The sequence below is a fragment of the Chryseobacterium sp. JUb7 genome (assembly GCF_024806495.1).
Classification (GTDB): Bacteria; Bacteroidota; Bacteroidia; order Flavobacteriales; family Weeksellaceae; genus Chryseobacterium.
Genome location: NZ_JANUFF010000001.1, coordinates 213,162 through 236,483, shown reverse-complemented (window position 1 = coordinate 236,483; position 23,322 = coordinate 213,162). Strand labels below are relative to the sequence as shown.

Below are 23,322 nucleotides of genomic sequence, written 5' to 3'. Positions count from 1 at the left end.
GAGATCTGTAAGCTTTTCTTTTGGTCTATTTATAACCTAAAATTTGGTTTTCAGTATTTATAGCATCTTCAACGAATTTTTTAAATTCAGGATACTGTTCTTTTTTAATATTATCCCAAGGTGTATTGGCTATTCGTGTAATTTTAAGCTTATTATTTTTCTGCAACTCATAATTAATCGAATATTTGAAATTATTATAAGCCAACGCCTTATTCTCCGGGATTTCTATAAACTTCATACTTTCTGGAATGTTCAGATATACTTCTTCTACATATTCGTTCTGTTTTTCGTATTTTGTATACTGAATATCGGTATTTCTGTTTTCTGTGGCTACAATCTCTTTTGTAAAAGGCTTCGTCACAAAAGGAATTTTCATAATTTTTAAACTTCCGACAGACTGAGGTTTATCATTGACATTAAACTGAACTTCATAGGTTAGAGGATTTGACGTAAGATCTTTACCATCAATCAGTTTTACAGATTTTACACTGATCACTTTATCAAGTACGGAACCATACTGCTCTTCCATATTTTTCTTTCTGTTGTCGTCTGACTGGTTGTCCTGAAAGAAATCGTTGAAATAACTCTTTGTTTCTCCCATCACATACTGCTTGGTTGAAAAATTCTGATTCTCTCCGTTAATATTTACATCACTGATGGTCTTATAGATACTTTTAACATTATTATCAATCGACAGATCAATTAAATCTGTAGAACCACTGTTTTTATCCGTATTAATTACCAAACCTTTTGCCTTATAATTGGATTTAACGGCTGAATTAAACGGTAAATATTTATCTGTCATTTCCAGGAAAGTATCTTTTCCGTCCAGATTTACCTTTACAATACAATGATTAAAGCTAAGATTCGGAAGTAAAAGACGTTGTGAAGAATTATTATTGGTCTGAACCAGCACAAGATTCGATTTTAAACCCGCCTGATTTCCTAAAATCAAGAATAATGTCGATAGATCTTTACAGTCTCCCAGCTTTGTAACCAACGTTTTTGATGGCTTTTGAGGAATATAACCACTTTGGCGGAAATCTACAGAGCTATATGTAACATTTTTTTCTATGTAATTATAAATTTTTTCTGCCTTCTGGATATCATTGATCCCTGCAGTACCATTCGGGAATATTTCTTTGAAAGCTTTTTCTACAACCCCATCCGAAACAAGACTTTTTTTGGTAAGATCAGCATACCAATTGGCAATTTCCTGCCATGTTTTAATAGAATTGGCGGTGACGGAAATAGTGGCATCGTAATAACTTGGTGCATAATATTCTTCCAGGTTTACTTCGGCTAGATCATTCAGTTTCCACGTCTGAAATAATTTGTCTCCGATTTTTTTCTTTGTTGATGAAACTTCCTTATTGTTACTTTTAACCTGATAACTTAAATTTTCAGGAGTAATAACCGTAAAAATAGACTCAACAACAGGATATTCAGAGTTAAAATACGAACTTAAATTAAAATCTTTATAAAATCTTCCTCCATTTCTCTCCAGACTTTCTTTTTGAATAAGAACGACATCTCCAACGGCCAAATTAGTGAAAACAATCTGATCCTCAGATTTTTCCCCGGGAACAATACTTCCGTTAGGCTTTATAATTTCAGATTTCAGTACCTGATCGTAATAATTGACATAATACTCTTTTATTTCTTCAATTCCTTTTTCAGAAGTAATTTCATAGGCATAGGTGCTTCTTTTTTTCAAACCTCCTTCAGGATAGACGTTCACAATATATTCATCCAGAAGTGTTGTTACTCCCTTTTTACCTTTTATGCTTTTATTTCTTCTTTCTGCAACCAGTTTATGAAGGTCTTTAATAGAAACCTGATCAATTTCGTCCTGAGTTTTATCTAAATCTTTGATCAGCTTATGCATCTGCTCGTTTTCCGTATTATGGGAAAGAGATTCCTTGGCAAATTTCACAGCCTCTGTCTTGTTACTCTGTAAAGCAGCAATCTGCGCTTTCAAAGCCATTAAAGAATATGAATACGGAAAATTACCCAACCCTTCATCAAGCTGGCGGCTAATTTCCGGATCCTTGGGATTCTCCTGTAAGAGAGCAATATATTTACTTCTGAAAATATTTACAGATGGATAGAGTGTGATATATTTTTGTAACAGTTTTTTTTGATCTTCTACCCTGTTTGCATTTTCATAATAACCTAACAGTGAAGACATAACGTCTATGTTGTTTTTCTTATCCAGAAAATCTTCCAGCTTTTTTATGATCCCGCTTTGATCTTTTTTCTCCACATCTTCCAGATAGCTGAACAGAACGAAGAATTTCTCATTATTTGCAAAAGTATTTTTTAAATTATTGATATGCGTTTTCATTTTATCTATATCATGATTTCTGGCAGATATCATCATATCAAAAATCTCAGCCATAGATTTCGCCTTCGTTTTTACCAGAATAGCTTTATACTTTTCCAGCTCCTGAATGCTCATATTTTTTATCAGTTCATCATCCGCCATTTTTAAGACCGGAACAATATAATACTGAGGATCATTCATTTCTATATTTTTCAGTACTTCAGATACTTTTTCTTTATCTTCAATACTTGTATAATATCGTGACAGAAGGGTCTGAACGAGAGATGATTTCGGGTATTTCTGAGTAAAAACATCTATTTTTTCTTTCGCCTTCTCAAATTGCTGATTATTAAGATAACCTAATATTAAAAGATATTCGTACACAAAATTATCAGAATTCTGAGCAATTTTTTCCTTTAATTTTTTTTCAAATCTTAATTCTAACTCTTTAGGCTGAAGCTGTGCAAATGTACTTTTTGAGTACTCTTTATAAGTATCAAAATATTTCAGATCTGTAATCTTCTGATAATTGGTATCATATGGAACAACCATAAAACCAGCCATTTTTCCTGTCTGCGAATCATTTTTAATAAGCAGCCTGTTCATTCCTTTCGGTAAAGTTACTTCCACGAGGTGGGATCCCGTAGACGTATAACCATCCTTGGTACTGGAAAGAATTTCTACATCATTTAAAAATACTTTGAGCTCATTATTCGCATCAACTTCAAGCCATATTTTTCTTTCTGCAGGATTTTCTATAAAAGATTGGGCATAAATAATTCCCCTTCCATATTCCATTTCATTCAGAAAAAAACTGAATCCGTCATTATCACTATACCTCCTATTATACCAACCTACCTTTCCGAAACTATTGGCATTAAATAATTTATCATTTTTAGCATAGGTTTCAGGCTCATATTCATTATCGAGACCACTGCCATTTAAATTTTCAAAAACTCCGGCAAACTGCCATTTATCAATTCTTGCCAGTTTTGACAAGGCTGCAAGATTTCCGGGTTCGTTCTTTCTTATATTATCAAAATGAGCCTTACATTCGATAATAGCATTCTGATTACCAAAGCTGCTGTCATATAAAAGATCGACTTTTTTATAAGTATAATCATCTACACCCTCTTCATCAGTATCACCGAGCATAAATTTTTCCCGTAAAGCAGGATACAGATACGTCTCATCATTCGTAATGCTTATGAAATTTTTAACGAAGGTTTCATCAAAAATAATCTCACCCTGTTCCTGATTAATAACAGCATCCAAAAAAAGGGATTCAAAGTTTTTTAATTTTTGTTCTTTTAAAGATTTGTCATAAAAGTTTCTGGCTTCATCTCTTTTATTATTCAGTAATAGTTCCCAGGTTTTAGTATGGTCTTTTGTTTGTGCGAAAGCGCTTACAGACAAAAAGTAGACTGCGGAAATAAGTACTTTCCTCATATTTTAATTTAAGTTTGTTTTATAAGTTATTAATTTTAATCTGAACTTTCTTGGTTAAGGATTTAAAAACGAGATCGTAAGAGTGATCAATGAGTTTCAGAATAAGTTCTCTTTTTAAACCATCTACTGATACGGAATTCCAATGAGTCTTATTCATATGAAAAGCGCCTGTGATCTGCGGATGTCTTTCACGAAGTTCGGCACTCCATTCCGGATCTGTTTTTACGTTAATGCTTAAAGGTTGTCTTTCTAATCCCATTAATAAAAACATTTTCGTATCAACCTTCATTACAAGTGTTTCATTATCAAAAGGAAATGTTTCAGTAACACCTTTTTTGGCAAGGCAGTAATCCAGAATTTCATTTGTGTCCATGTTTTGTTAATTAGTTTAAAAATTAGAAGTATCAATATTATTAAAATTTTGTAAATTTAAGAGACAAATTGTTGAATTATTTAAACCAAAATCACAAATAAATTATGAAAGCTTTGGTAATCGGCGCAACAGGTGCTACAGGAAAAGATTTAGTCAATCAATTACTTAACGATAAAGATTTCGAGCAGGTGGATGTTTTTGTAAGAAAACCATTAAATATCGATCATCAGAAACTAAAAATACATGTTGTAGATTTTGAAAAACCTGAAGAATGGAAAGCTTCTGTAAAGGGTGACGTCGCATTTTCCTGCCTGGGAACAACGCTGAAAACTGCAGGAAGTAAAGAAGCCCAAAGAAAAGTTGATTTTGATTACCAATATGAATTTGCAAAAGCAGCCAAAGAAAATGAGGTGGATGATTATATTTTAGTATCTGCCTATGGGGCCAATCCAGGTTCTAAAATTTTCTATTCCAAAATGAAAGGTGAATTGGAAGAAGCTGTAAAACAGCTACATTTCAACAAAATAACCATCTTTAAACCCGGTATGCTGGAAAGAAAAGATTCTGACCGGACTGGAGAAGTTTTAGGAAGCAGAATCATAAAATTTGCAAATAAATTAGGCCTTTTGGAAAGTCAGAAGCCACTTCCTACCGATATTTTAGCTAAAGCAATGATTAATTCTTCCAAAATTAAGAGCAATGGCTATTCCAGTATTAAGCTGGGGAATATATTTTGCTTTGCTGAGAAAACTAATGCGTGATAATAAATACTATAATAATGCTTCGACAGGCTCAGCTTGACCCCGTTTTAACTTTAAAATTAATATAGGAAGTCACGCTGAGCCTGTTGAAGCAATTATTTTATTATATTTTCTACTTGAAATACTTCGTAATTGCGTTATCCGTAGGTTTTGTTGTACTTACAAAAGTATCGATCAATTTACCGTTTTCATCAACCAGGAATTTTGTAAAATTCCAAAGAATGGTTGTGTTTTTTACGCCATTCAGTTCTTTTTCAGTTAAATATTTGAAGATTGGGGCAGTATCATCTCCTTTTACAGATACCTTTGCTGCCAAAGGAAAAGTAACTCCATAATTTTTCTGGCAAAAAGCACCGATTTCAGTATTTGTTCCGGGCTCCTGACCCCCAAAATTATTGGCAGGGAAGCCTACAACCACTACTTTATCTTTATACTCTTCAGAAACCTTTTCCAGATCAGCATACTGAGGAGTAAATCCACATTCTGACGCCGTGTTTACAATAAGGATTTTCTTCCCTTTAAAATCTGCAAAGTTAATTTCCTTTCCATCAAGGCTTTCTACTTTAAAGTCGTATATTGTTTTTCCCATAAGTTCGGTGGTTTTAGCTTTAGACGCTTCACTTTTCTGATTCATGCAACTTTGTAAAAAAGCTACAAATGAAAGCATGAGTAAAAAAATCTTTTTCATGTTAGATTATTTATTTTGCAGCTGATCTGCAATGGATTAAAATTTAAAAGTATTTGCCGGAAATACCTTGTTAATGTCAATTCTGTTGATTAACATAACATAATCACCGTCTTTTTTGGCACTAGAAGACTCTATTCTGAAAGGCATTGCCAGATTTCCAACTTTTTTATAGTCAGAATATACCAAGGTTTCCTCTTTTTTTATTTCTTTTAAAAGCATATAGCTCTTTGTATCAAAATAATAAATGTTTTTATTGACGTTTTTAGTCAGTTCAACTTTATGACAGTAAATATCACCTATTTTTTCTTTCCCTAAATATTTAGCCTCAAAACCCTTATTTTCCCAATCTATAAAGTCATTATCAAAACTTTCAGCTTTATAATCCGGATATTCCTGAACTTTATTGGTTGCATAGTTCATGGCATAGCCTTTAGATCCGTCGTAGCCTTCAATAGCGGTATCTTTTCCATTAATAGTAATCACCGTTTTAGTAAGATTCGGGCGTTGCTGAAATATTTTTATAGGATATTCATCTTTTATTCCTAAAATTACTTTTCCCTGTAGTAAGACTGAATTTAACAACTTCCAATTCGTTAAACCTCCGGACATTTCAATATTTTTATCTATAATTTCCTTTGCTGTCTGAGCGAAAGATAATTGTGAAAGTATCAGGACGAATACTAAGATTATTTTCTTCATTAATTCAATTTATAAATTCAAATATAAGGCTTTTGCTGCGATTTTGTAAAAAAGTAAAATTTTGAAATGATATTTGTGTAAAGAAACAGACAAAAAATGTAGTTTTTTTCGAAGTGACGGAATATTTCATTACACTTCCTCCACTTCAATCATTATATTTTCAAATTAATTTTCTGGCCTTTTCAAGGTCTTCGGGCGTATCAATACCCACGCCTACGAAATTGGTCTCTATCAGCTTGATCTTCATGCCATATTCAAGATAACGGATGCATTCAATTTTTTCTGAAATTTCCAGAGGCTTCATTTCCAGTTTTGAAAACTGAATTAAAGCATGTTTTCTGAAAGCATAAACACCGATGTGTTTAAAATAATTCACATCAAAAGAAATTTCTCTGTGAAAAGGAATTACAGAGCGGCTGAAATACAGGGCAAAACCATTATTATCAGTGATAACCTTTACATTATTAGGGTTTTCAACTTCCTCTTTTTCAGTTAGTTTTATTTTTAATGAAGCTAAAGAAATCTCCTGATTTTCATCGTTATGAAATACTTCGATCAACTGCTGTAAAGGCTCCAGTTTAAGGAAAGGCTCATCCCCCTGAACATTGATCACAATGTCACAGTCAATATTTTGTACAGCTTCTGCTATTCGGTCGCTTCCTGTTTCATGTTGACCTGTCATCACAGCTTTTCCACCATTTTTGGTAATTTCATCAAAAATAATTTCTGAATCTGTCGCTACAAAAACTTCATCAAATAAACCTGTTTCCACAACATTCTGATAGGTTGTTGTAATAACGGTTTTCTCGCCTAATATCTGCATCAGTTTTGCAGGAAAACGGCTTGCTTCATAGCGTGCAGGAATAACTGCTATTATTTTCATTTTTAACTAGTTATGAATTATTAATTATAAATTTATTTTTAGTTTAGATAATTAACCAAAAAGATAATTCCATAGATCCACGAGATGTACAGAAATGAATAAAAAAATCCAAAAGCCAAGCTTTTTAATAAATTTCCTTTACAATGCTTCGAATTTTTAAATACCAAACGTAAAGCTCGGAAAAAAATCCAATATAACATTGCCGCAAATAATAAAATTACAACCCAAAAGAAAACTCCTAAAACATACAATAAAATGGTAAAAAGAATTGAAATCACAAACCATAAAACAATCGAAATTATAATTCCTCCCAATCCGTCACCGACAGAAGTCGGATCAAAATCAAATCCATCAATTATCGAACCTCGGTCTGAAATTTTTTTTATTCTTTCTTTATTCAAAACATGCCCAATATTATCTTTTAATTTCAAACCATAATACAACCCTAAACTAATAAAAAGGAAAAATGCACCGGCTAAAATTGATGTTGAAACAATAGAATTTTGAAATAGAGACCTGTGAGAACCAATGCCTGAAAACCAAACACTTAGAATCACCAAAATAATAATTCCTACTGTTGAAAAACTCAGCAATTTTGTTTCAAGGAAGGATTTTTTTTGGAATTTCATTCTTATAAATAGAAAATTTTACATTTCAAAAAAAACGCTTCGACTCTGCTCAGCGTGACATCTATAAAAACAATCTGCTAGTAACAGTTGGTTTAGAGTTGTCATGCTGAACTTGTCGAAGCATCTATTTTTATTTAAAATATTACTTTAAAGCATTCAAAGCATTCTCTAATTTCGGCATCATTACAGAAATTTCGTCAGTAGCCAAACCACCTACAGAAGCTCTGAACCAAGGCTCAGATTTCTCCTCACCGAATGCCGAGAAAGGAACTAAAGCAACTCCAGCTTCATTAATCAGATAAAATACCAAATCGGAGGAATTTTCGATAGCAGACCCATCAGGTTTTGTTTTTCCGATATAATCTAATTTAATGGTTAAGTAAAGCGCTCCCATCGGTTCAATGCTGTCAACCGCAAGACCTTTACCTTTTAAATCCTGAATTCCGCCGTGAAGAACTTTTAAGCTAGCCTCCAGTTTTCCTTTGAAATCTTCAACGAAAGCATTTACATCATCAGGATTTTCAAAATATTTTGCTGTAGCTTCCTGCTCTGGTTTTGGTGCCCAGGCTCCAACGTGTGTTAAAAGAGCCTTCATTTTATCTAAAATGTGCGCAGGGCCGAATCCCCAACCTACACGAACTCCCGTTGCAGCAAGACATTTTGAAATACCATCGATATAGATTGTATAATCTCTCATTTCAGGGAAAAGCGATACAGGGTCAACATGTTCTGCACCAAAAGTAAGGTTGGAATAGATTTGGTCATACATTAAGTACAACGGCTTTTCATCTTCACCTCTCTTTTTATTTTCAGCCAAAATCAATTCACAGATTTCAGAAAGCTGTTCTTTTGTAAACATTGTTCCCGTCGGGTTCAATGGAGAACAAAGTGCTACTAAAACCGCTCCTTCCAAATGAGATCTTAAATCATCCGCAGTCGGAAGGAAATTATTTTCCTGAGTCGTTTTTACTTCTACTGCATCAGCTGAAGTAAGGTATGCATAATGATTGTTGTTCCAAGATGGCGTAGGATAAACTACTTTATCACCTTCGTCAACGATTGTTTTATAAACTGCGTAAATCAATGGTCTTGAACCCGCTGTGATTAAAATATCATTTGGTGAATAGTCTAAATTCCATCTCGTTTTTAAGTCTTTAGAAACTTCTTTTCTTAAAGATAAAAGCCCGTTAGCAGGCGGATAATTTGTCAGATTGTTCTGATAAGCCTTCTGAATTTCTTCCTTCAACTTTGCAGGAATCGGATAGATATTAGAATTCAAATCACCAATGGTAAGATTAGCAATTTCCGCTCCTTTTGCCTTTAAATCATTTACTTCGTTACCAATTTTTACAATTTCAGAACCAATCAGGTTCGCCGCTAATTTTGAAACTTTCACTTTATTTTTTATTTAATTAGAATTTATTTTGAGGGCTTAGGAAATAGGTTTTAGGGCTTAGTTTCTGCGTGCAAAAATTACCTAATTCCTTATCCTAAATCCTAAGCCCTATATTTTATGTCAGTTGAAGATCGTTTTTAACTTGATTAATTTTTTCGTCCAGAGATTTTAATTTGTCTCTGAAATCTGCTTCAGAGGTAATCGAATCTTTTACAGAGATATAAAACTTGATCTTCGGCTCTGTACCTGAAGGTCTTACGCAAACTTTTGTTCCGTCCTGAGTGTAATAAATCAATACATTCGACTTCGGAATGTCATTCATCACTTCTTTTTCTCCTTTTGAAACGATGAAATTGGTCTGCTCTTTGAAATCCTTTACTTCTTCTACTAATGATCCTGCCAACTCTTTTGGAGGATTTTCGCGGAAGTTTTTCATCATATTCTGAATTTCTTCTGCCCCGTCTCTTCCTTTTCTTACCAAATTTACCAAACCTTCGTAATACATTCCGGTTTCCTGATAAATTTCAATCATATACTGGTACATCGTTCTTCCGTTTGCTTTGCACCAAGCTGCGATTTCACAAGCTAGAAGAATACTGCCACATGAATCTTTATCTCGTACAAAATCTCCCGTCATGAATCCGAAACTTTCTTCGCCACCACATACGAATTTTTCCCTGCCTTCAAAATCCCGGATCATTTTTCCGATCCATTTGAATCCGGTAAGACCAACTTTACAGTCAACACCGAATTTTTGAGCGATATCAAAGAAAATATCCGAAGTTACAATCGTAGAACCGATAAATTCTTTTCCAGTAATCTTATCAAGCTTTCTCCACTCGTTTAAAATGTAGTATGTAAGAATCGTATTGGTTTGATTACCATTCAGTAGCTGCATTTCACCATCCAGGTTTCTAACTGCAATTCCTAGTCTGTCACCATCCGGATCTGTTCCGATAACGATGTCTGCATTGGTAATTTTAGCAAGATCCATCGCCATTTCCAATGCCGCAGGCTCTTCAGGATTTGGAGAGTCTACCGTTGGGAAATTTCCGCTGGGAATCATTTGCTCTCTAACTAAATCGATTTTTTTGAAACCTGCTTTTTTAAGTGCCTGAGGAACTGTTGTATAGGTTGTTCCGTGAATCGATGTGAAAACAATATTTAAATTTTCTTTTCCTACATTCTGATAGGTAGAATTTTCGATGCAAGCATCGATATACACTTCATCCTGCTCTTCTCCGATCCATTCGATTAACTCATCGTTTCCATCGAATTTAATATCTTCAAATTTTGTAGAATAAACTTCATTAATGATCGCTTCATCATGTGGTGGAACAATTTGAGCCCCGTCATTCCAATATACTTTGTAACCGTTGTATTCCGGTGGGTTGTGAGATGCCGTTAAAACAATTCCTCCGTTACATTTTTTGTCACGTACCGTGAAAGATAATTCCGGAGTCGGTCTGTGATCCTTGAAAAGCAATACTTTAATTCCATTTGCCGTTAAAACATCAGCCACCAATTTCCCGAATTCTTTTGAATTATTTCTTACATCATAAGCAATCGCAACACTGATTTCCTCACCTTGAAACTGCTTTAACATATAATTTGCAAGTCCTTGTGTAGCTTGACCTAACGTGTATTTATTTAAACGATTGGTTCCGACACCCATAATTCCTCTCATCCCTCCAGTTCCGAATTCAAGCTCTCTGTAAAAAGAGTCTTCCAAATCGGGAGAATTGCTGTCAATTAATGACTGAACAGCGTCTCTCGTTTCCTTATCAAATGTGTCGCTTAACCAAAGTTTTGCTTTTTCTAATGTTGTCATATTTGTATTTTATAATTTGTAAAGTTCCTTTGTTTTTTGTTTATCGTTTCAGCATTATCATTTCGATGAAGCAGAAATCTATTTTTTACTTAAAAAAGATTCGTCACTTCGTCTTGTTCTGAATGATAGTATTTTTATTTATTAAATTTAATTTCCAAGCTTGGTAATCTGTCTTTTAATGAATTTATTTTTAATTGTAACTCATTTAATTCAAATACAGAATTTTCAAAAATTTCTTTGTCGATTTCAAAGCTTATTGTTGTTGAATCTTCAGAAATATCCGCTTCAGAAATTTCTCTAAAAATCGTTTTTCCTTTTTCAAAAATAAAATGAGCTTTTCGTTTATTCCAGATTGTTTTTAATTCACATTTTTCTGAAACTGCATTAATTGTAGCCATTCCAACCCTGCAAAATTCATCCCCGACTTCCAAATGTTTTTTTTCATTGCTACAAGCTCCAATTTTTGTCATAATACATTCAGCTTTAGTTAAATCCCAAGATTTATCTAAAGACATTCCTGCATTATATTCTATATTTAACAAGTTTCCATTAGCATTAATAATAATTTCAGTACAGTTATCATCAAAATATTCATCAATTGCATGACAAAGAGATTCAAATACAAGAGAATTTAAATTGTTTTCTTTAAAACAATCTTCAAAATACATTTGAGGACGAAGCCTTACATGCTCCATTCCTTCCAAAGTTTGAATGCTACTCGCTGTATATTTTTTTTCTTCCAAATCCTAGTCTAATTTCTTATTCTCCACTCGCGTATCTTTATCTATTTTAAATGCACGAATTGGGTCATTATAATAAATAAATTTTGCGGTATTCTGAACATGTCCTTTTAATGAATCTTTTACGTTTACTTCTGCATAATTTCCATTTTTAGAATCTATTTTCAGATTGTCTATTTTCCAGTAAGGAGCGATTAAACTTGCTGTATCAGAGATCTTTATTACAGCATCTTTGGTTTGACCTAAAAAGTTGGCTCTGCTTCGGTTCAGCATTTCAACTTCTGCTCTTCTGGTATTTACCGAACCCATAAATGTAGCGTAATTTTTTAAATTCAGCTTAAAGTTATCTGTCTTAATTTCACTTGAAATATTCATTTCTACAGAATCAGAAATCGAAATTTTTTCAAGATTATATTTTGAATAGATGGTAACGTTGTAAAAATCAACACCTTTTGTTCCTCTTTTTTCTTTGATCGATAATGTTTTATCTTTCACATCAACATCAAGATTATCAGCAACATTAGGATAAGTTTCTATTTCTACAAAGTTCTTTGTCCCTCTCGCATAGAATACCCGAAACTTCCCATCAAGATCCAGATTTACAAATTCTGAAACATCTACATCTTTCCTTTCAATAGTTCCTTTCGGAGAAACTTTTCCACAGGAAACAATAGCAACAAGCATGAATGTGTAAAATATATTTTTCATATTTAACTTAAAATATTCTATATAAAATAATAATTATAGTGAGACTTTCTATTCCCATCAAAACATAAAGAATTGATACTCGACACAGTAAACCTGTTTTTGAGTATGAATTTTTAAAAGCATTCCAATATGTGACTGCGGGGAAGAGAATAAAAAGACCGAATATAACTTTATCAAAAATATTGAAAATCTTTGAAACAGGCTTCCATAAACCTATTAAACTTACAATATCGTCCAACAAAAATATGATTAAAATTCCTAAAAGACTCACTGTTCCGATGATAAAATGCTCTGCAATGTTTAATTTTATTTTTTTGAAGAGAAAATAAGCATTGATTGCCAACATCGGAATGATCACAAACAGAATTGTTTTGGAGTATTTTGAAAAGAAATCTTTAATCTCAGAATCATTCGCCAATGTTTCCGGCGGCGCAAATTTTTCATAAAAATGCAGCCCCAACACATTAAAACCAAAAAGAATCAGTAACAACGATATAAAATTGTTGTATCTGATTCTTTTTCCTGAAATATAATCCATCGCCGTTGTACCGGGTCTGAATAAAACATCTTTCAATGTATTGAAAAACTTGGCTTCAACATGCCAGATTGATCCGAGAATATCATTTTTAATAAGTGAATGAGGAGTTATTCTTGCTGTGTCAGATTTTTGTCCGCAATGAGCACAAAACTCATCGGAAATTGAATGACCACAGTTCAAACAACGTTTTCTATTCATTATTAAGATAATTACATCGCTACCTTTTTTCAAATGATCCTGCGTAAATAATTAAAGCTACAAAAATTGCAGCAATTATAACGCTTATAATTAATGGTTTCCAAATTTGTTTTTTAGGATATTTTTCTTCGTCTGGAAAATATTTTGGAACAAAATAATAGGATAATAAACTCCCCCCTCCTAAACCACATAAATAAGCCAACGAGCTTTTAGGCTCTTCGGGGATATTAACAACAACTATAGTGATGATTGTCAACAAAATAGAAATCCCTAAAATGATATAAGCTTCTTTTTTCTTTTTAGCATCAATTAAATTTTGATAAAGCAATACTCCTCCAAAAAGAGTAGAAAAAACAATAGAAAAACCTAAAATCGTTTTTTGAGAATAAATTTTGGGTAAATTATTTTCCATATTAAATCACTTCATCAATATTATAGTTCTTATGTTCTCTATTTGTTCTGATAATCATTTCACCTAAAAATCCTGCCACAAAAAGCAATGTTCCCATAATCATCATTGTCAAAGCAATAAAGAACCAAGGATTATTGGTTATTAAATGTCCGTAAATTCCTCTGGCAACATCAATTAATTTTGAAATTCCCAGCCAAAGAGCAGAAAGGAAACCTACAATAAACATCAATGTTCCGACTGCTCCGAAGAAATGCATTGGCCTTCCTCCAAAACGACTTACAAACCAAAGGGTTACCAAATCCAGAAAACCTCTGATGAATCTTTCCGTTCCGAATTTTGAAGTTCCGTAAGGTCTTGCCTGATGCTGAACTTCTTTTTCTGTAATTCTTCTAAAACCTGCATTGGCAGCTAAAACAGGAATGTATCGGTGCATATCACCATATACATCTATTGTTTTTACAACCTGTTTTTTGTAAGCTTTCAAGCCACAATTGAAATCGTGAAGTTCAACTCCTGAAACTTTTCTTGCGGCGGCGTTAAATAATTTTGACGGAACATTTTTCGTCATTACATTATCAAAACGCTTCTTTTTCCAACCGGAAACAATATCATAATTATCCTGAACTACCATATTATAGAGTTCCGGAATTTCTTCCGGAAAATCCTGTAAATCAGCGTCCATTGTGATAATAACATCGCCATTTGTTCTTTCAAAAGCTGCATGAAGAGCTTGGGATTTTCCATAATTTTTGGAAAATTTAATACCGTGGATCTGAGGGTGCTGAATTTTTAAATTCTCAATAATACTCCACGACAAATCTGTACTTCCGTCATCTACAAACCATATTTCATAGGATAAACTGTTTGATTTACAAACATTATCAATCCTTGAAAAAAGCTCTTCCAAAGAGGCTTCTTCGTTCAGTAACGGAATAACTATAGATAAATTCATTTAATTTTAATAAAAAATTATTCTTGTTCTGTTGTTTCCTGGTAAATACTTCTTGTTCTGAAAAACGCTCCAAAAAACACCGACAAAACTACGTAAAATATAAGAATCGCTGCAAAATATCCTGAAAAATGACTTGCTGTAAGCATATCTTTTCCTTTTACAGCATCAGGAGAAAAGCTTGGAAGCCTCTCTTTATACTTTTGATCCAACTCATCAATATCTTTCTGATGCTTCAAAACCTTTCTTGCAGACTCATATTCTTTATCCATTTCTGCCTTTTGTCTTGTTACATATTGATAATTCAGCAGCTTTTTTGCATCGGGATCAGCAAAATTCAGGAATGCATAAATACTGAAAATAGAAAGAGCTCCTCCAATAAACATCGGGATGAATGCTCTCTTAAAAGCATCTTTAAAAGTCACAACTTTATTCTTGTTCCAGTACGATTTCACTGACCAAAATGCTGCTCCCGCATAAATCAGCGGCAACACGAACGCATTAGCTTTCAGTGAAATATCAAAATAATTAACTCCTGAAAAGAAGTAATACACCACGAAAAAAACAATCATCGTAGTTCCAAACAGTAAAATTCCTAATGTGGAAGGGCTTTTCGTCATATCTAAATTTTTTGAAAATTTTTGAAAAATTATTAGTCTGAATTTCAGCAATCTACCTCTATCAGCGTTTTTTTTCAATTAATTTTCTGTAATAATGTTTTGAAGTTTATAAAATATTCCTACCTTTGCAACGGCAAGTCCTAAACAACCAGCTCCTGAGAATCCTCCAGGGTGGGAACGCAGCAAAGGTAATTGGTCGTAGCGGTGTGATTTAGGTAGCTTGCCATTTTTTTTTGGTTTAAGTTGAAGAGAGGTAATTTGAAGATTATCTTTTTTTATGTCTAAACTTTCCAACATTTCTATTTTAATTTTCAAATTACCTTCCTTAATTTATTTAAAATTCGAACGTCTCTCCCAATTTTGGTAAAACAAGTTCTACATTTTTATCTGCAAAATGCTTCAATGCACTTTCATGATTAATTTCAATCGCAGGGAAAGTATCAAAGTGACATCCGATTACTTTTGGAGTTTTCAATAACTCTGCTGCTGCAAAAGCCGCTTTTCTAGGACACATCGTGTAATGACTTCCGATGGGAAGGATAGAAAGGTCTAAATTTCCGTATAATCTTGGAAATAGCTCCATATCTGCCATTACACCAGTATCACCCGCCAAATAAACGTTTTTACCTTCAGGAAGCCTGAAAATATATCCTACAGGAACGCCTCCGTAGCTTCCATCAGGGAATGAACTTGTATGGTGAGCCGGAACCATGGAAATTTTAAGATCGTCGATTTTTGCCGATCCTCCTAAGTTTACATCGTCTTTATTTTTTGCAGTTTTGAAATATCCACAGATTTCCGGAACAGCGATAATCGTTGCTTCTGGGTGAAACTGCAATACTTCTTCCACGTCTGCAATATGATCTCCATGTGCGTGAGTCAATAAGATATAATCAATTTTCTGAGCAGAAATATCAAACCCTGATTCTGCTTTTTTGTAGTTGTAGAAAGGGTCACATAAAATCGTTTTGTCTTTGTAAGTGAACAAAAAACAGTTTTGTCCTAAGTATTGTATTTTCATTTTTAATTATTTTTTTGTTTTTAAACACAAATAGTATTATTTTTTTTCATGAATAACACTATTTATTTTAATTTTTTAAAAAGATGCTTCGACGAGCTCAGCATGACAACGCTAATACTAACTGTTATACACTTTAAACAGTGTCATGCTGAGCCTGTCGAAGCATCTTTTTAATTATAATTTTTATTTCTTTAATACTTTCAAAATATTTGTATTTTAAACTTAAGTACATGAAATTGTTGAATTGAATAAAATCTCATACAACAATAAACTCGTTGGTACTATTATAAAAATTTGAAGAATTAAAAATTCTCTTAGTTGTTTTACTTTTCCAATTAATAAAAATAAAGCTAAAACTGCATTAGCTAAAACAATAATTAAAATTAAAAGAGGAAGAAAGCTTATATCTGAAATTGTTGCATTTTCTTGCAGCTCACAAATACAAGTATAAATAAGAAATAAAGCTAAAAGAATTGATAGACAAGATGTTACTTTTAAAGCAATCTTCATTTTATATTTTTTAATGAAAAAAATTAAGTCCCACCGCAGTAAGAACTGCCATTACAAAAGTCATTATTCCCACTTGCTTCAGGAACGGATCTAGTTCTTTCGGCTCTTTTATCGCCATAATACTTCTTCTCAGTTTAGCCAAAGGGAAAAGTAAAATCATCACAATGAAAACATAGTAGTTTTTTGTCTGAATAAAGCCATTTACCCCTAAAAAGATAAGAATTAATATTAATGGAAGCTGTAATAATACCATTTCGTAAATCATTGCATTTTTGAAGCCTATTCTTAATGCAAGGCTATTTTTACCTGAAAGTTTATCACTTTCTATATCCCTCATATTATTCAGATTCAAAACAGCCATACTCATCATTCCGATCGCTGTCCCCGGCAATAACATATCCCAACTGAAAGATTTTGTAAACAGAAAATAACTTCCGCACACAGACACCAATCCAAAAAAGATAAATACAAAAAGATCTCCCAACCCCATGTATCCGTAAGGTTTTTTTCCTACGGTATAACCTATTGCTGCTAAAATACTTGCCACTCCCAGTCCGATAAAAATGTAAAATTCATTCATATACTCAGGAATAAAAGCCACATACAAAAGAGCGACAGTAGCTACAAAAGATAAAACTGAAAAAAGAATTACTGCATTTTTCATTTGTTTTGCTGTAATTTTTCCTGATGCCACTGCTCTTGCTTCTGCTTCAGTTACTCTTTTGGCATCTGTTCCTTTTACACCATCTCCATAATCATTCGCGTAATTTGAAAGAACCTGATATAACAAAGTCACAACCAGCGCCAATGCGAAGATCTTCCAGTCCCAAATTCCTCCTTCACCATAAAGCCTCCATTTTGCAATGAAAGCTCCCATTATAATTCCGCTTAAAGATAGCGGCAACGTTCTTAGCCTTGCGGCTTTTATCCAATCTGTCATAAATATTTTGATGTTAGATATTAGAAGTTAGAAGTTAGATTTTAAAACTGCATAAGTCTAATATCTAATTTCTAACCTCTAACTTCTTATTTTATGATATCCATTTATCTTTTCCGAAGTCCGGCTTTCTTTTTTCAAGGAATGCATTTCTTCCCTCCTGAGCTTCTTCCGTCATATAAGCTAAGCGGGTTGCTTCACCTGCAAAAACCTGCTGGCCAACCATACCGTCGTCCGTTAAGTTCATTGCAAATTTCAGCATTCTGATAGAAGTCGGAGATTTTGCCAGAATTTCCTGTGCCCATTCATAGGCTGTATCTTCTAATTCGTCATGAGGAATTACAGCATTTACCATTCCCATTTCGAAAGCTTCCTGAGCCGAATAATTTCTACCTAAAAAGAAAATTTCACGGGCTTTTTTCTGCCCCACCATTTTTGCTAAATAGGCTGAGCCATAACCACCGTCAAAACTCGTAACGTCTGCATCGGTCTGCTTGAAAATAGCATGCTCTTTACTTGCTAATGTCAAATCACACACCACATGAAGAGAATGCCCTCCACCAACAGCCCATCCCGGAACAACCGCGATAACAGCTTTTGGCATAAAACGGATTAAACGCTGAACTTCCAAAATATTCAGGCGATGTCTTCCGTCTTCTCCTACATATCCCTGATGTCCTCTTGCCTTTTGATCACCTCCACTACAGAAAGCCCAGCCTCCGTCTTTAGGACTTGGCCCTTCTCCTGAAAGCAAAACAACCCCAATGGAAGGATCTTCTGACGCATCATAAAAAGCATCGTATAGTTCTGAAGTAGTTTTTGGTCTGAAAGCGTTACGAATTTCCGGTCTGTTGAAAGCAATTCTCGCTACACCATTGCATTTTTTATAAGTAATATCCTCATATTCTTTAACGGTTTTCCACTCGATCATCTTGTAAAAATTTTTCTCAAAGATACGGAATTACAGAGAATTTTTGAGTTCAAATTTTATGATTATCGCCGAAAAAAAATCAGATTTCAACACCTTTATTTTAATAAAAAAACCGAAACAAAAAATGTTTCGGTTTTCAATTTATTTAAGCACTGAAGATTATTTTGCTTTTGCTTCAAGTGCATCTTCTTTTGCTTTCATTTCTTTTGCCTTATCATTATTTTTAGTAATAATATAAATTTGTTTTAGCATAGAAACTGCATCAATATTTTCCTGATTTGCTTGGTACCATTTTTCAGCATAAGGTAAAGCCTTTGTAAATCTTTCTTTTCTGGCGTCAATTAATTTACTTGCTTCGTCAGCATTTGTTTTTCTAAGAGCATTAATTTGATCTACCGTCTTTGCATCATCACCAATTACAGCAAAAACCAAGTTTTGATAAGCATCAGAAAAACCAGGCTTAAGTTCAATTGCTTTTTTAAATGAAGCTTCTGCATCAGCAGCAGTAGCAGGATCTTTAGCTTGTAAAACCCCTAGATTATACCAATTCGTAGCATCATTAGGATTCTTCGCTAACTGTTCTGTTAGATTTTGTTTAAATTTATCTGTATTTCCAGAAGCGTACAAAGCTGTTCCTTGAAACTCTTTTAACTTAGCGTTATTTGGAAACTTCGCCAATCCCTTCTCTATATATTTTAAAGCCTCATCATTTTTTTTAGCATTTAATAATAACGTAGATAAAGTTTCATACAAATCAGATTCAACACTTTTAGTTTGCTCTGTTTTAAAATCTGAATAAGCATCCGGAGTTTTTTTCAATAAATCCCAAGTAGCTTTATCATAACTAGAAACTTCCCCTGTTTTTTTATCTTTTGCGGTATATTGAGTCTGAACTCCAGTATATCCAGAATCAATTAAACCTGTATAGATTTTTACAGCCTCATCAATATTGTTTGATAATGCATAATTAAGCCCTGCATAATACAAATAAATTTTATCTTCTTTTCCATTAGTTTTTAGTATTTCATAAACTTCTAAAAACTTCGGTGCTGCAAGAGTATAATTTTTTGCATTATACGCATCCATTGCAGCTTTATTAGCACTCTGCAATTTAGCATTTAAATCTTCTTTCTGCCCGAAAACAAAAGCGGATGCTACGATAGCCATACCCAAAATTAGCTTTCTCATAATCACTATTTTATATTAATTGTACAATTTTATTCTTCTGAATCAGAATTCTCAGTTTCCTCCGTAGGGTTTTCGTTTTCTACCTGAGGTGTTGTTTCTGTATTGTTTTCCTGGTTATCAGTTACAGTATCTGCTCCTTCTTCACTTTCTTCAGAATCGTCTTCTACATCTTTATCCATTTCTACTTTTGCAATGGCTGCAATTTCGTCATTTTTCTTAAGGTTAATCATTTTTACCCCTTGTGTATTTCTACCCATCACTCTCATCTCATCCATATTCATACGGATAGCCACACCAGATTTATTGATAATCATCAATCCATCTTCGTCTGTTACGTTTTGAATAGCAATAAGATTTCCGGTTTTTTCAGTAATATTCAGGGTAATTACGCCTTTTCCACCTCTGTTGGTAATTCTGTAATCCTCTACGGCAGTTCTCTTACCGTAACCTTTTTCAGATACCACAAGAACTGTTTCGTTTTCAATATCATTCACAACGATCATACCGATAGCCTCATCGTTGTCTTCCATGCTGATACCACGTACTCCAATAGAGCCTCTACCTACTTCTCTTACTTTTTCTTCAGGGAAACGGATACATTTTCCATTTTTCGTAGCGATCATAATCTGAGAAGTTCCGTTTGTTAAGTAAGCCCCTAACAATTGGTCATTATCTCTGATTTCAATAGCATTTACTCCATTTACCCTTGGTCTTGAATAAGCTTCCAATGATGTTTTCTTGATCGTCCCGTTTTTAGTAACCATCACTACACTCATCTGATTTACGTATTCAGAATCCTTAAGGTTATTGGTTCTGATATATGCTTTAATCTTATCATCCGGTTCAATATTGATTAAGTTTTGAACCGCTCTACCCTTAGCCGTTTTAGAACCTTCGGGAATTTCAAATACTCTTAACCAGTAACATCTTCCTTTTTCTGTGAAGAACAACATGTACTGGTGATTTGTTGCGGAAACAATGTATTCTAGGAAATCGGCATCTCTTGTTGTAGCTGCTTTATTTCCAACACCTCCTCTGCTTTGGATTTTGTATTCTGAAAGTAATGTTCTTTTAATGTATCCGGCGTGAGAAATAGTAAGAACTACCGATTCGTTCGGAATAATGTCTTCAATAGACATTTCACCACCTGAATAGTCGATCTCCGTTCTTCTTTCGTCACCGTATTTTTCTCTGATATCAATTAATTCTTCCTTAATGATCTCAAATCTTCTTGGTTCATTAGCCAAAATATCTTCTAAGTTTGCAATCTCTTTCATGATGGTATCGTACTCATCACGGATCTTGTCAAGCTCCATCCCTGTTAAACGGGCAAGACGCAAGTCAAGAATTGCCTGAGCCTGAATATCAGAAAGCTCAAATGCCTCAATTAACCCTTCTTTTGCACCCTGAGGATTTGCGGAGTGACGGATAATAGCAATCGCTCTGTCTAGAGAATCCTGCGTTCCGATCACCTTCATGAAACCTTCTAAGATATGCGCTCTTTCTTTGGCTTTTTTAAGCTCAAACTGAGTTCTTCTTATGATCACTTCATGTCTGTGCTCCACAAAATGATGGATGATGTCTTTTAAGTTTAACTGCTCCGGTCTTCCATGTACCAAAGCAATATTGTTAACACTAAAAGAAGTCTGAAGTGCAGTATATTTATATAATAAGTTTAAAACAACGTTAGGAATAGCATCGTTCTTCAATTCATATACAACGCGAAGACCTTTTCTATCAGATTCGTCTCTGATTTCATAGATTCCGGTAATTTTTTCATCCTTTACCAACTCAGCTGTTCTTGCGATCATTTCAGCCTTGTTTACCTGATAAGGAATTTCGGTAACGATAATAGCATTTCTGTTTCCAATTTCTTCGAAACTTACTTTTGCTCTAAGCACCACTCTTCCTCTTCCTGTATGGAAAGCATCTCTTACTCCGTCGTAACCGTATATAATCCCTCCGGTTGGGAAATCGGGAGCGATAATATGCTGCATCAACTCATCAATAGTAATTTCTCTATTGTCAATGTACGCACAGATTGCATTCACAGCTTCTGTTAAGTTGTGAGGCGCCATATTTGTTGCCATCCCTACTGCAATACCTGAAGTTCCGTTCACCAAAAGGTTTGGAATCTTAGTAGGCATTACCGTTGGCTCCGTTAAACTGTCGTCAAAGTTATTCTGAAAGTCTACCGTTTCTTTGTCTAAGTCTGACAATACCTCATCGGAGATTTTTTTCAATCTGGCTTCGGTATAACGCATTGCTGCAGGCGGATCGCCATCCATCGAACCGAAGTTACCCTGGCCGTCAACCTGAGGATAGCGTAAGCTCCAGTCCTGAGCCATTCTCACCATTGCATCATATACAGAGGAGTCTCCGTGTGGGTGGTACTTACCTAAAACATCTCCAACAATTCTCGCAGATTTTAAATATTTTCTATTAGAAAAAACCCCTAATCCATACATACCATAAAGCACTCTTCTATGAACGGGTTTCAAGCCATCTCTTACATCAGGTAACGCTCTAGATACGATAACCGACATCGAATAATCGATATAAGATGACTTCATTTCATCAACAATGTTGATAGGAATCAGTCTTTCTCCTTCTTTTTGCATAAACAAATTTTATTATAATGATAGTCAGACCCTTAGCTGTGTGTCTGAAAATTATCTATTTCGTTTTTTTATTAACGTGCTAATTTACGAAAAATTTGTCGATTTTTGCGGTAGAATTTATCCACAAAATCTTAAAAAATCATAAAATATGAGCGTATTAAGTATAACTTTCCACTGTACGAAAAATAATCTTGAAGAATGGGAAAATTATATTGATGAGACACTGGTTTTAATGACCGAAAATTTAATGGATGTCAACAAATATATTCTTTCTGAAGTACACAGTGATTTTATTGACGAAGGAAAAAATTACAATCTTCTTTTATTGTTTGACAATAATGAACTGAGAGAAGATTTCGTTAAAAGTGAATTAGAAAATATTGCCGAAAGAATTGAAGCAAAATTCGGACAGGAAGTAATGATATTCAATACATTTTTAAATCCGAAAAAGTCGAGATTATAAAAATTAAGGTTAAGAGGTACTGAACCCTTTTCTGTTCATTATTATACAAAGCAAAAGCACTGAAAACATCAGTGCTTTTTTATTTATAAATTGACCACAACTACCGGTCTGCTGTGATAGACACGGTGCGGTCTGTGAGAATAATGTCTATGTCTTACAGGTCTGTAATAATGCTTTTTATAATGATGTCTTGGTGGTCTGTGATAAACTACAGGTCTGTAATGTGGTCTGCGTGGACCGTGATAGTAATGTTTTGAGTGTTTCGGACCGTGACCATGACCATGTCCTCGCCCCCTCTGCATAGGTGAAGCCTGATAAAAAGCAAAGGAAAAGACGATTAAGAAAAATCCCAGCACTTTAGTTAAAAAATTCATAACAAGTTATTTTCAAATTTACAGTGAGAAAACTTGCAAGACCAGTGCCAATAATGCATTATTATTGAATTCTGTGA

At 33.9% G+C, this 23,322-nt stretch carries 23 protein-coding genes and 1 other RNA gene; 3 read left to right on the top strand and 21 right to left on the bottom strand.

Annotation, left to right across the window (positions count from 1 at the left end; translation table 11 throughout):
• Positions 1-25: 25 nt before the first annotated feature.
• Entirely contained in the window at positions 26-3,775 is a 3,750-nt protein-coding gene (locus M2373_RS01095; RefSeq protein WP_259106550.1) for a DUF3857 domain-containing protein, read from the bottom strand.
• 19 nt (positions 3,776-3,794) lie between these two features.
• The gene (locus M2373_RS01090) at positions 3,795-4,148 is read right to left on the bottom strand and encodes an MmcQ/YjbR family DNA-binding protein (RefSeq protein ID WP_259106549.1); all 354 of its coding nucleotides are present in this window, start codon (positions 4,146-4,148) and stop codon (positions 3,795-3,797) included.
• A gap of 104 nt (positions 4,149-4,252) precedes the next feature.
• Here M2373_RS01090 and M2373_RS01085 point away from each other — a divergent pair, with 104 nt between their 5' ends.
• On the top strand, positions 4,253-4,909 hold the full coding sequence (locus M2373_RS01085) for an NAD(P)H-binding protein (protein WP_259106548.1): 657 nt from the start codon (positions 4,253-4,255) through the stop codon (positions 4,907-4,909).
• Positions 4,910-5,021: 112 nt separating this feature from the next.
• Here the strand turns inward: M2373_RS01085 and M2373_RS01080 are convergent, their stop codons facing one another.
• The 12 genes from M2373_RS01080 to M2373_RS01025 form a co-directional block, all read right to left on the bottom strand.
• The gene (locus tag M2373_RS01080) at positions 5,022-5,597 is read right to left on the bottom strand and encodes a glutathione peroxidase (protein ID WP_259106547.1); all 576 of its coding nucleotides are present in this window, start codon (positions 5,595-5,597) and stop codon (positions 5,022-5,024) included.
• Between the two features lie 36 nt (positions 5,598-5,633).
• On the bottom strand, positions 5,634-6,296 hold the full coding sequence (locus tag M2373_RS01075) for an outer membrane lipoprotein-sorting protein (RefSeq protein ID WP_259106546.1): 663 nt from the start codon (positions 6,294-6,296) through the stop codon (positions 5,634-5,636).
• A gap of 160 nt (positions 6,297-6,456) precedes the next feature.
• On the bottom strand, positions 6,457-7,179 hold the full coding sequence (kdsB, locus tag M2373_RS01070; protein ID WP_259106544.1) for a 3-deoxy-manno-octulosonate cytidylyltransferase: 723 nt from the start codon (positions 7,177-7,179) through the stop codon (positions 6,457-6,459).
• Between the two features lie 38 nt (positions 7,180-7,217).
• A complete protein-coding gene (locus M2373_RS01065) occupies positions 7,218-7,808 on the bottom strand; it encodes a hypothetical protein (RefSeq protein WP_259106542.1) in 591 nt (196 codons plus the stop codon).
• Positions 7,809-7,950: 142 nt separating this feature from the next.
• Positions 7,951-9,204: a pyridoxal phosphate-dependent aminotransferase gene (locus M2373_RS01060; RefSeq protein ID WP_259106541.1), complete on the bottom strand. Its 1,254-nt coding sequence runs from the start codon at positions 9,202-9,204 to the stop codon at positions 7,951-7,953.
• 115 nt (positions 9,205-9,319) lie between these two features.
• On the bottom strand, positions 9,320-11,035 hold the full coding sequence (locus tag M2373_RS01055) for a phospho-sugar mutase (protein ID WP_259106540.1): 1,716 nt from the start codon (positions 11,033-11,035) through the stop codon (positions 9,320-9,322).
• Positions 11,036-11,169: 134 nt separating this feature from the next.
• Positions 11,170-11,778 (bottom strand): hypothetical protein, encoded by a 609-nt coding sequence (locus tag M2373_RS01050; protein WP_259106539.1) that lies wholly within the window; start codon positions 11,776-11,778, stop codon positions 11,170-11,172.
• A gap of 3 nt (positions 11,779-11,781) precedes the next feature.
• Positions 11,782-12,483 (bottom strand): DUF2807 domain-containing protein, encoded by a 702-nt coding sequence (locus M2373_RS01045; RefSeq protein ID WP_259106538.1) that lies wholly within the window; start codon positions 12,481-12,483, stop codon positions 11,782-11,784.
• Between the two features lie 7 nt (positions 12,484-12,490).
• Positions 12,491-13,219 carry a DUF3667 domain-containing protein gene (locus M2373_RS01040; RefSeq protein ID WP_259106537.1) on the bottom strand — a complete coding sequence of 243 codons (729 nt, stop codon included), beginning with the start codon at positions 13,217-13,219 and terminating at the stop codon, positions 12,491-12,493.
• Between the two features lie 19 nt (positions 13,220-13,238).
• Positions 13,239-13,631: a hypothetical protein gene (locus tag M2373_RS01035; RefSeq protein WP_259106536.1), complete on the bottom strand. Its 393-nt coding sequence runs from the start codon at positions 13,629-13,631 to the stop codon at positions 13,239-13,241.
• A gap of 1 nt (position 13,632) precedes the next feature.
• Complete coding sequence (locus M2373_RS01030) at positions 13,633-14,583, bottom strand: glycosyltransferase family 2 protein (RefSeq protein ID WP_259106534.1); 951 nt, start codon at positions 14,581-14,583, stop codon at positions 13,633-13,635.
• 17 nt (positions 14,584-14,600) lie between these two features.
• Positions 14,601-15,200: a DUF4199 domain-containing protein gene (locus M2373_RS01025; RefSeq protein WP_259106532.1), complete on the bottom strand. Its 600-nt coding sequence runs from the start codon at positions 15,198-15,200 to the stop codon at positions 14,601-14,603.
• A 131-nt stretch (positions 15,201-15,331) separates the two neighbouring features.
• On the opposite strand from M2373_RS01025, the gene ffs reads away from it, so the two are divergent.
• Positions 15,332-15,429, top strand: an RNA gene (gene ffs / locus M2373_RS01020) — signal recognition particle sRNA small type.
• A 105-nt stretch (positions 15,430-15,534) separates the two neighbouring features.
• Here ffs and M2373_RS01015 read toward each other — a convergent pair.
• The 6 genes from M2373_RS01015 to gyrA all read right to left on the bottom strand — a co-directional run bounded on the left by M2373_RS01015 (position 15,535) and on the right by gyrA (position 22,408).
• Positions 15,535-16,221: a metal-dependent hydrolase gene (locus tag M2373_RS01015; protein WP_259106531.1), complete on the bottom strand. Its 687-nt coding sequence runs from the start codon at positions 16,219-16,221 to the stop codon at positions 15,535-15,537.
• A 222-nt stretch (positions 16,222-16,443) separates the two neighbouring features.
• Complete coding sequence (locus tag M2373_RS01010) at positions 16,444-16,731, bottom strand: hypothetical protein (protein WP_259106530.1); 288 nt, start codon at positions 16,729-16,731, stop codon at positions 16,444-16,446.
• 10 nt (positions 16,732-16,741) lie between these two features.
• Entirely contained in the window at positions 16,742-17,671 is a 930-nt protein-coding gene (menA, locus tag M2373_RS01005) for a 1,4-dihydroxy-2-naphthoate octaprenyltransferase (RefSeq protein WP_259106529.1), read from the bottom strand.
• A gap of 91 nt (positions 17,672-17,762) precedes the next feature.
• Positions 17,763-18,599 (bottom strand): 1,4-dihydroxy-2-naphthoyl-CoA synthase, encoded by an 837-nt coding sequence (locus M2373_RS01000; protein ID WP_259106528.1) that lies wholly within the window; start codon positions 18,597-18,599, stop codon positions 17,763-17,765.
• 159 nt (positions 18,600-18,758) lie between these two features.
• Positions 18,759-19,787: a tetratricopeptide repeat protein gene (locus tag M2373_RS00995; protein ID WP_259106527.1), complete on the bottom strand. Its 1,029-nt coding sequence runs from the start codon at positions 19,785-19,787 to the stop codon at positions 18,759-18,761.
• Between the two features lie 29 nt (positions 19,788-19,816).
• The gene (gene gyrA / locus M2373_RS00990) at positions 19,817-22,408 is read right to left on the bottom strand and encodes a DNA gyrase subunit A (protein WP_259106526.1); all 2,592 of its coding nucleotides are present in this window, start codon (positions 22,406-22,408) and stop codon (positions 19,817-19,819) included.
• Positions 22,409-22,556: 148 nt separating this feature from the next.
• Between gyrA and M2373_RS00985 the strand changes: the two genes are divergently transcribed.
• Positions 22,557-22,871 (top strand): DUF4286 family protein, encoded by a 315-nt coding sequence (locus M2373_RS00985; RefSeq protein ID WP_259106525.1) that lies wholly within the window; start codon positions 22,557-22,559, stop codon positions 22,869-22,871.
• Positions 22,872-22,954: 83 nt separating this feature from the next.
• On the opposite strand, the gene M2373_RS00980 is transcribed toward M2373_RS00985, so the two are convergent.
• Complete coding sequence (locus tag M2373_RS00980) at positions 22,955-23,245, bottom strand: hypothetical protein (protein ID WP_259106524.1); 291 nt, start codon at positions 23,243-23,245, stop codon at positions 22,955-22,957.
• Positions 23,246-23,322: the final 77 nt, after the last annotated feature.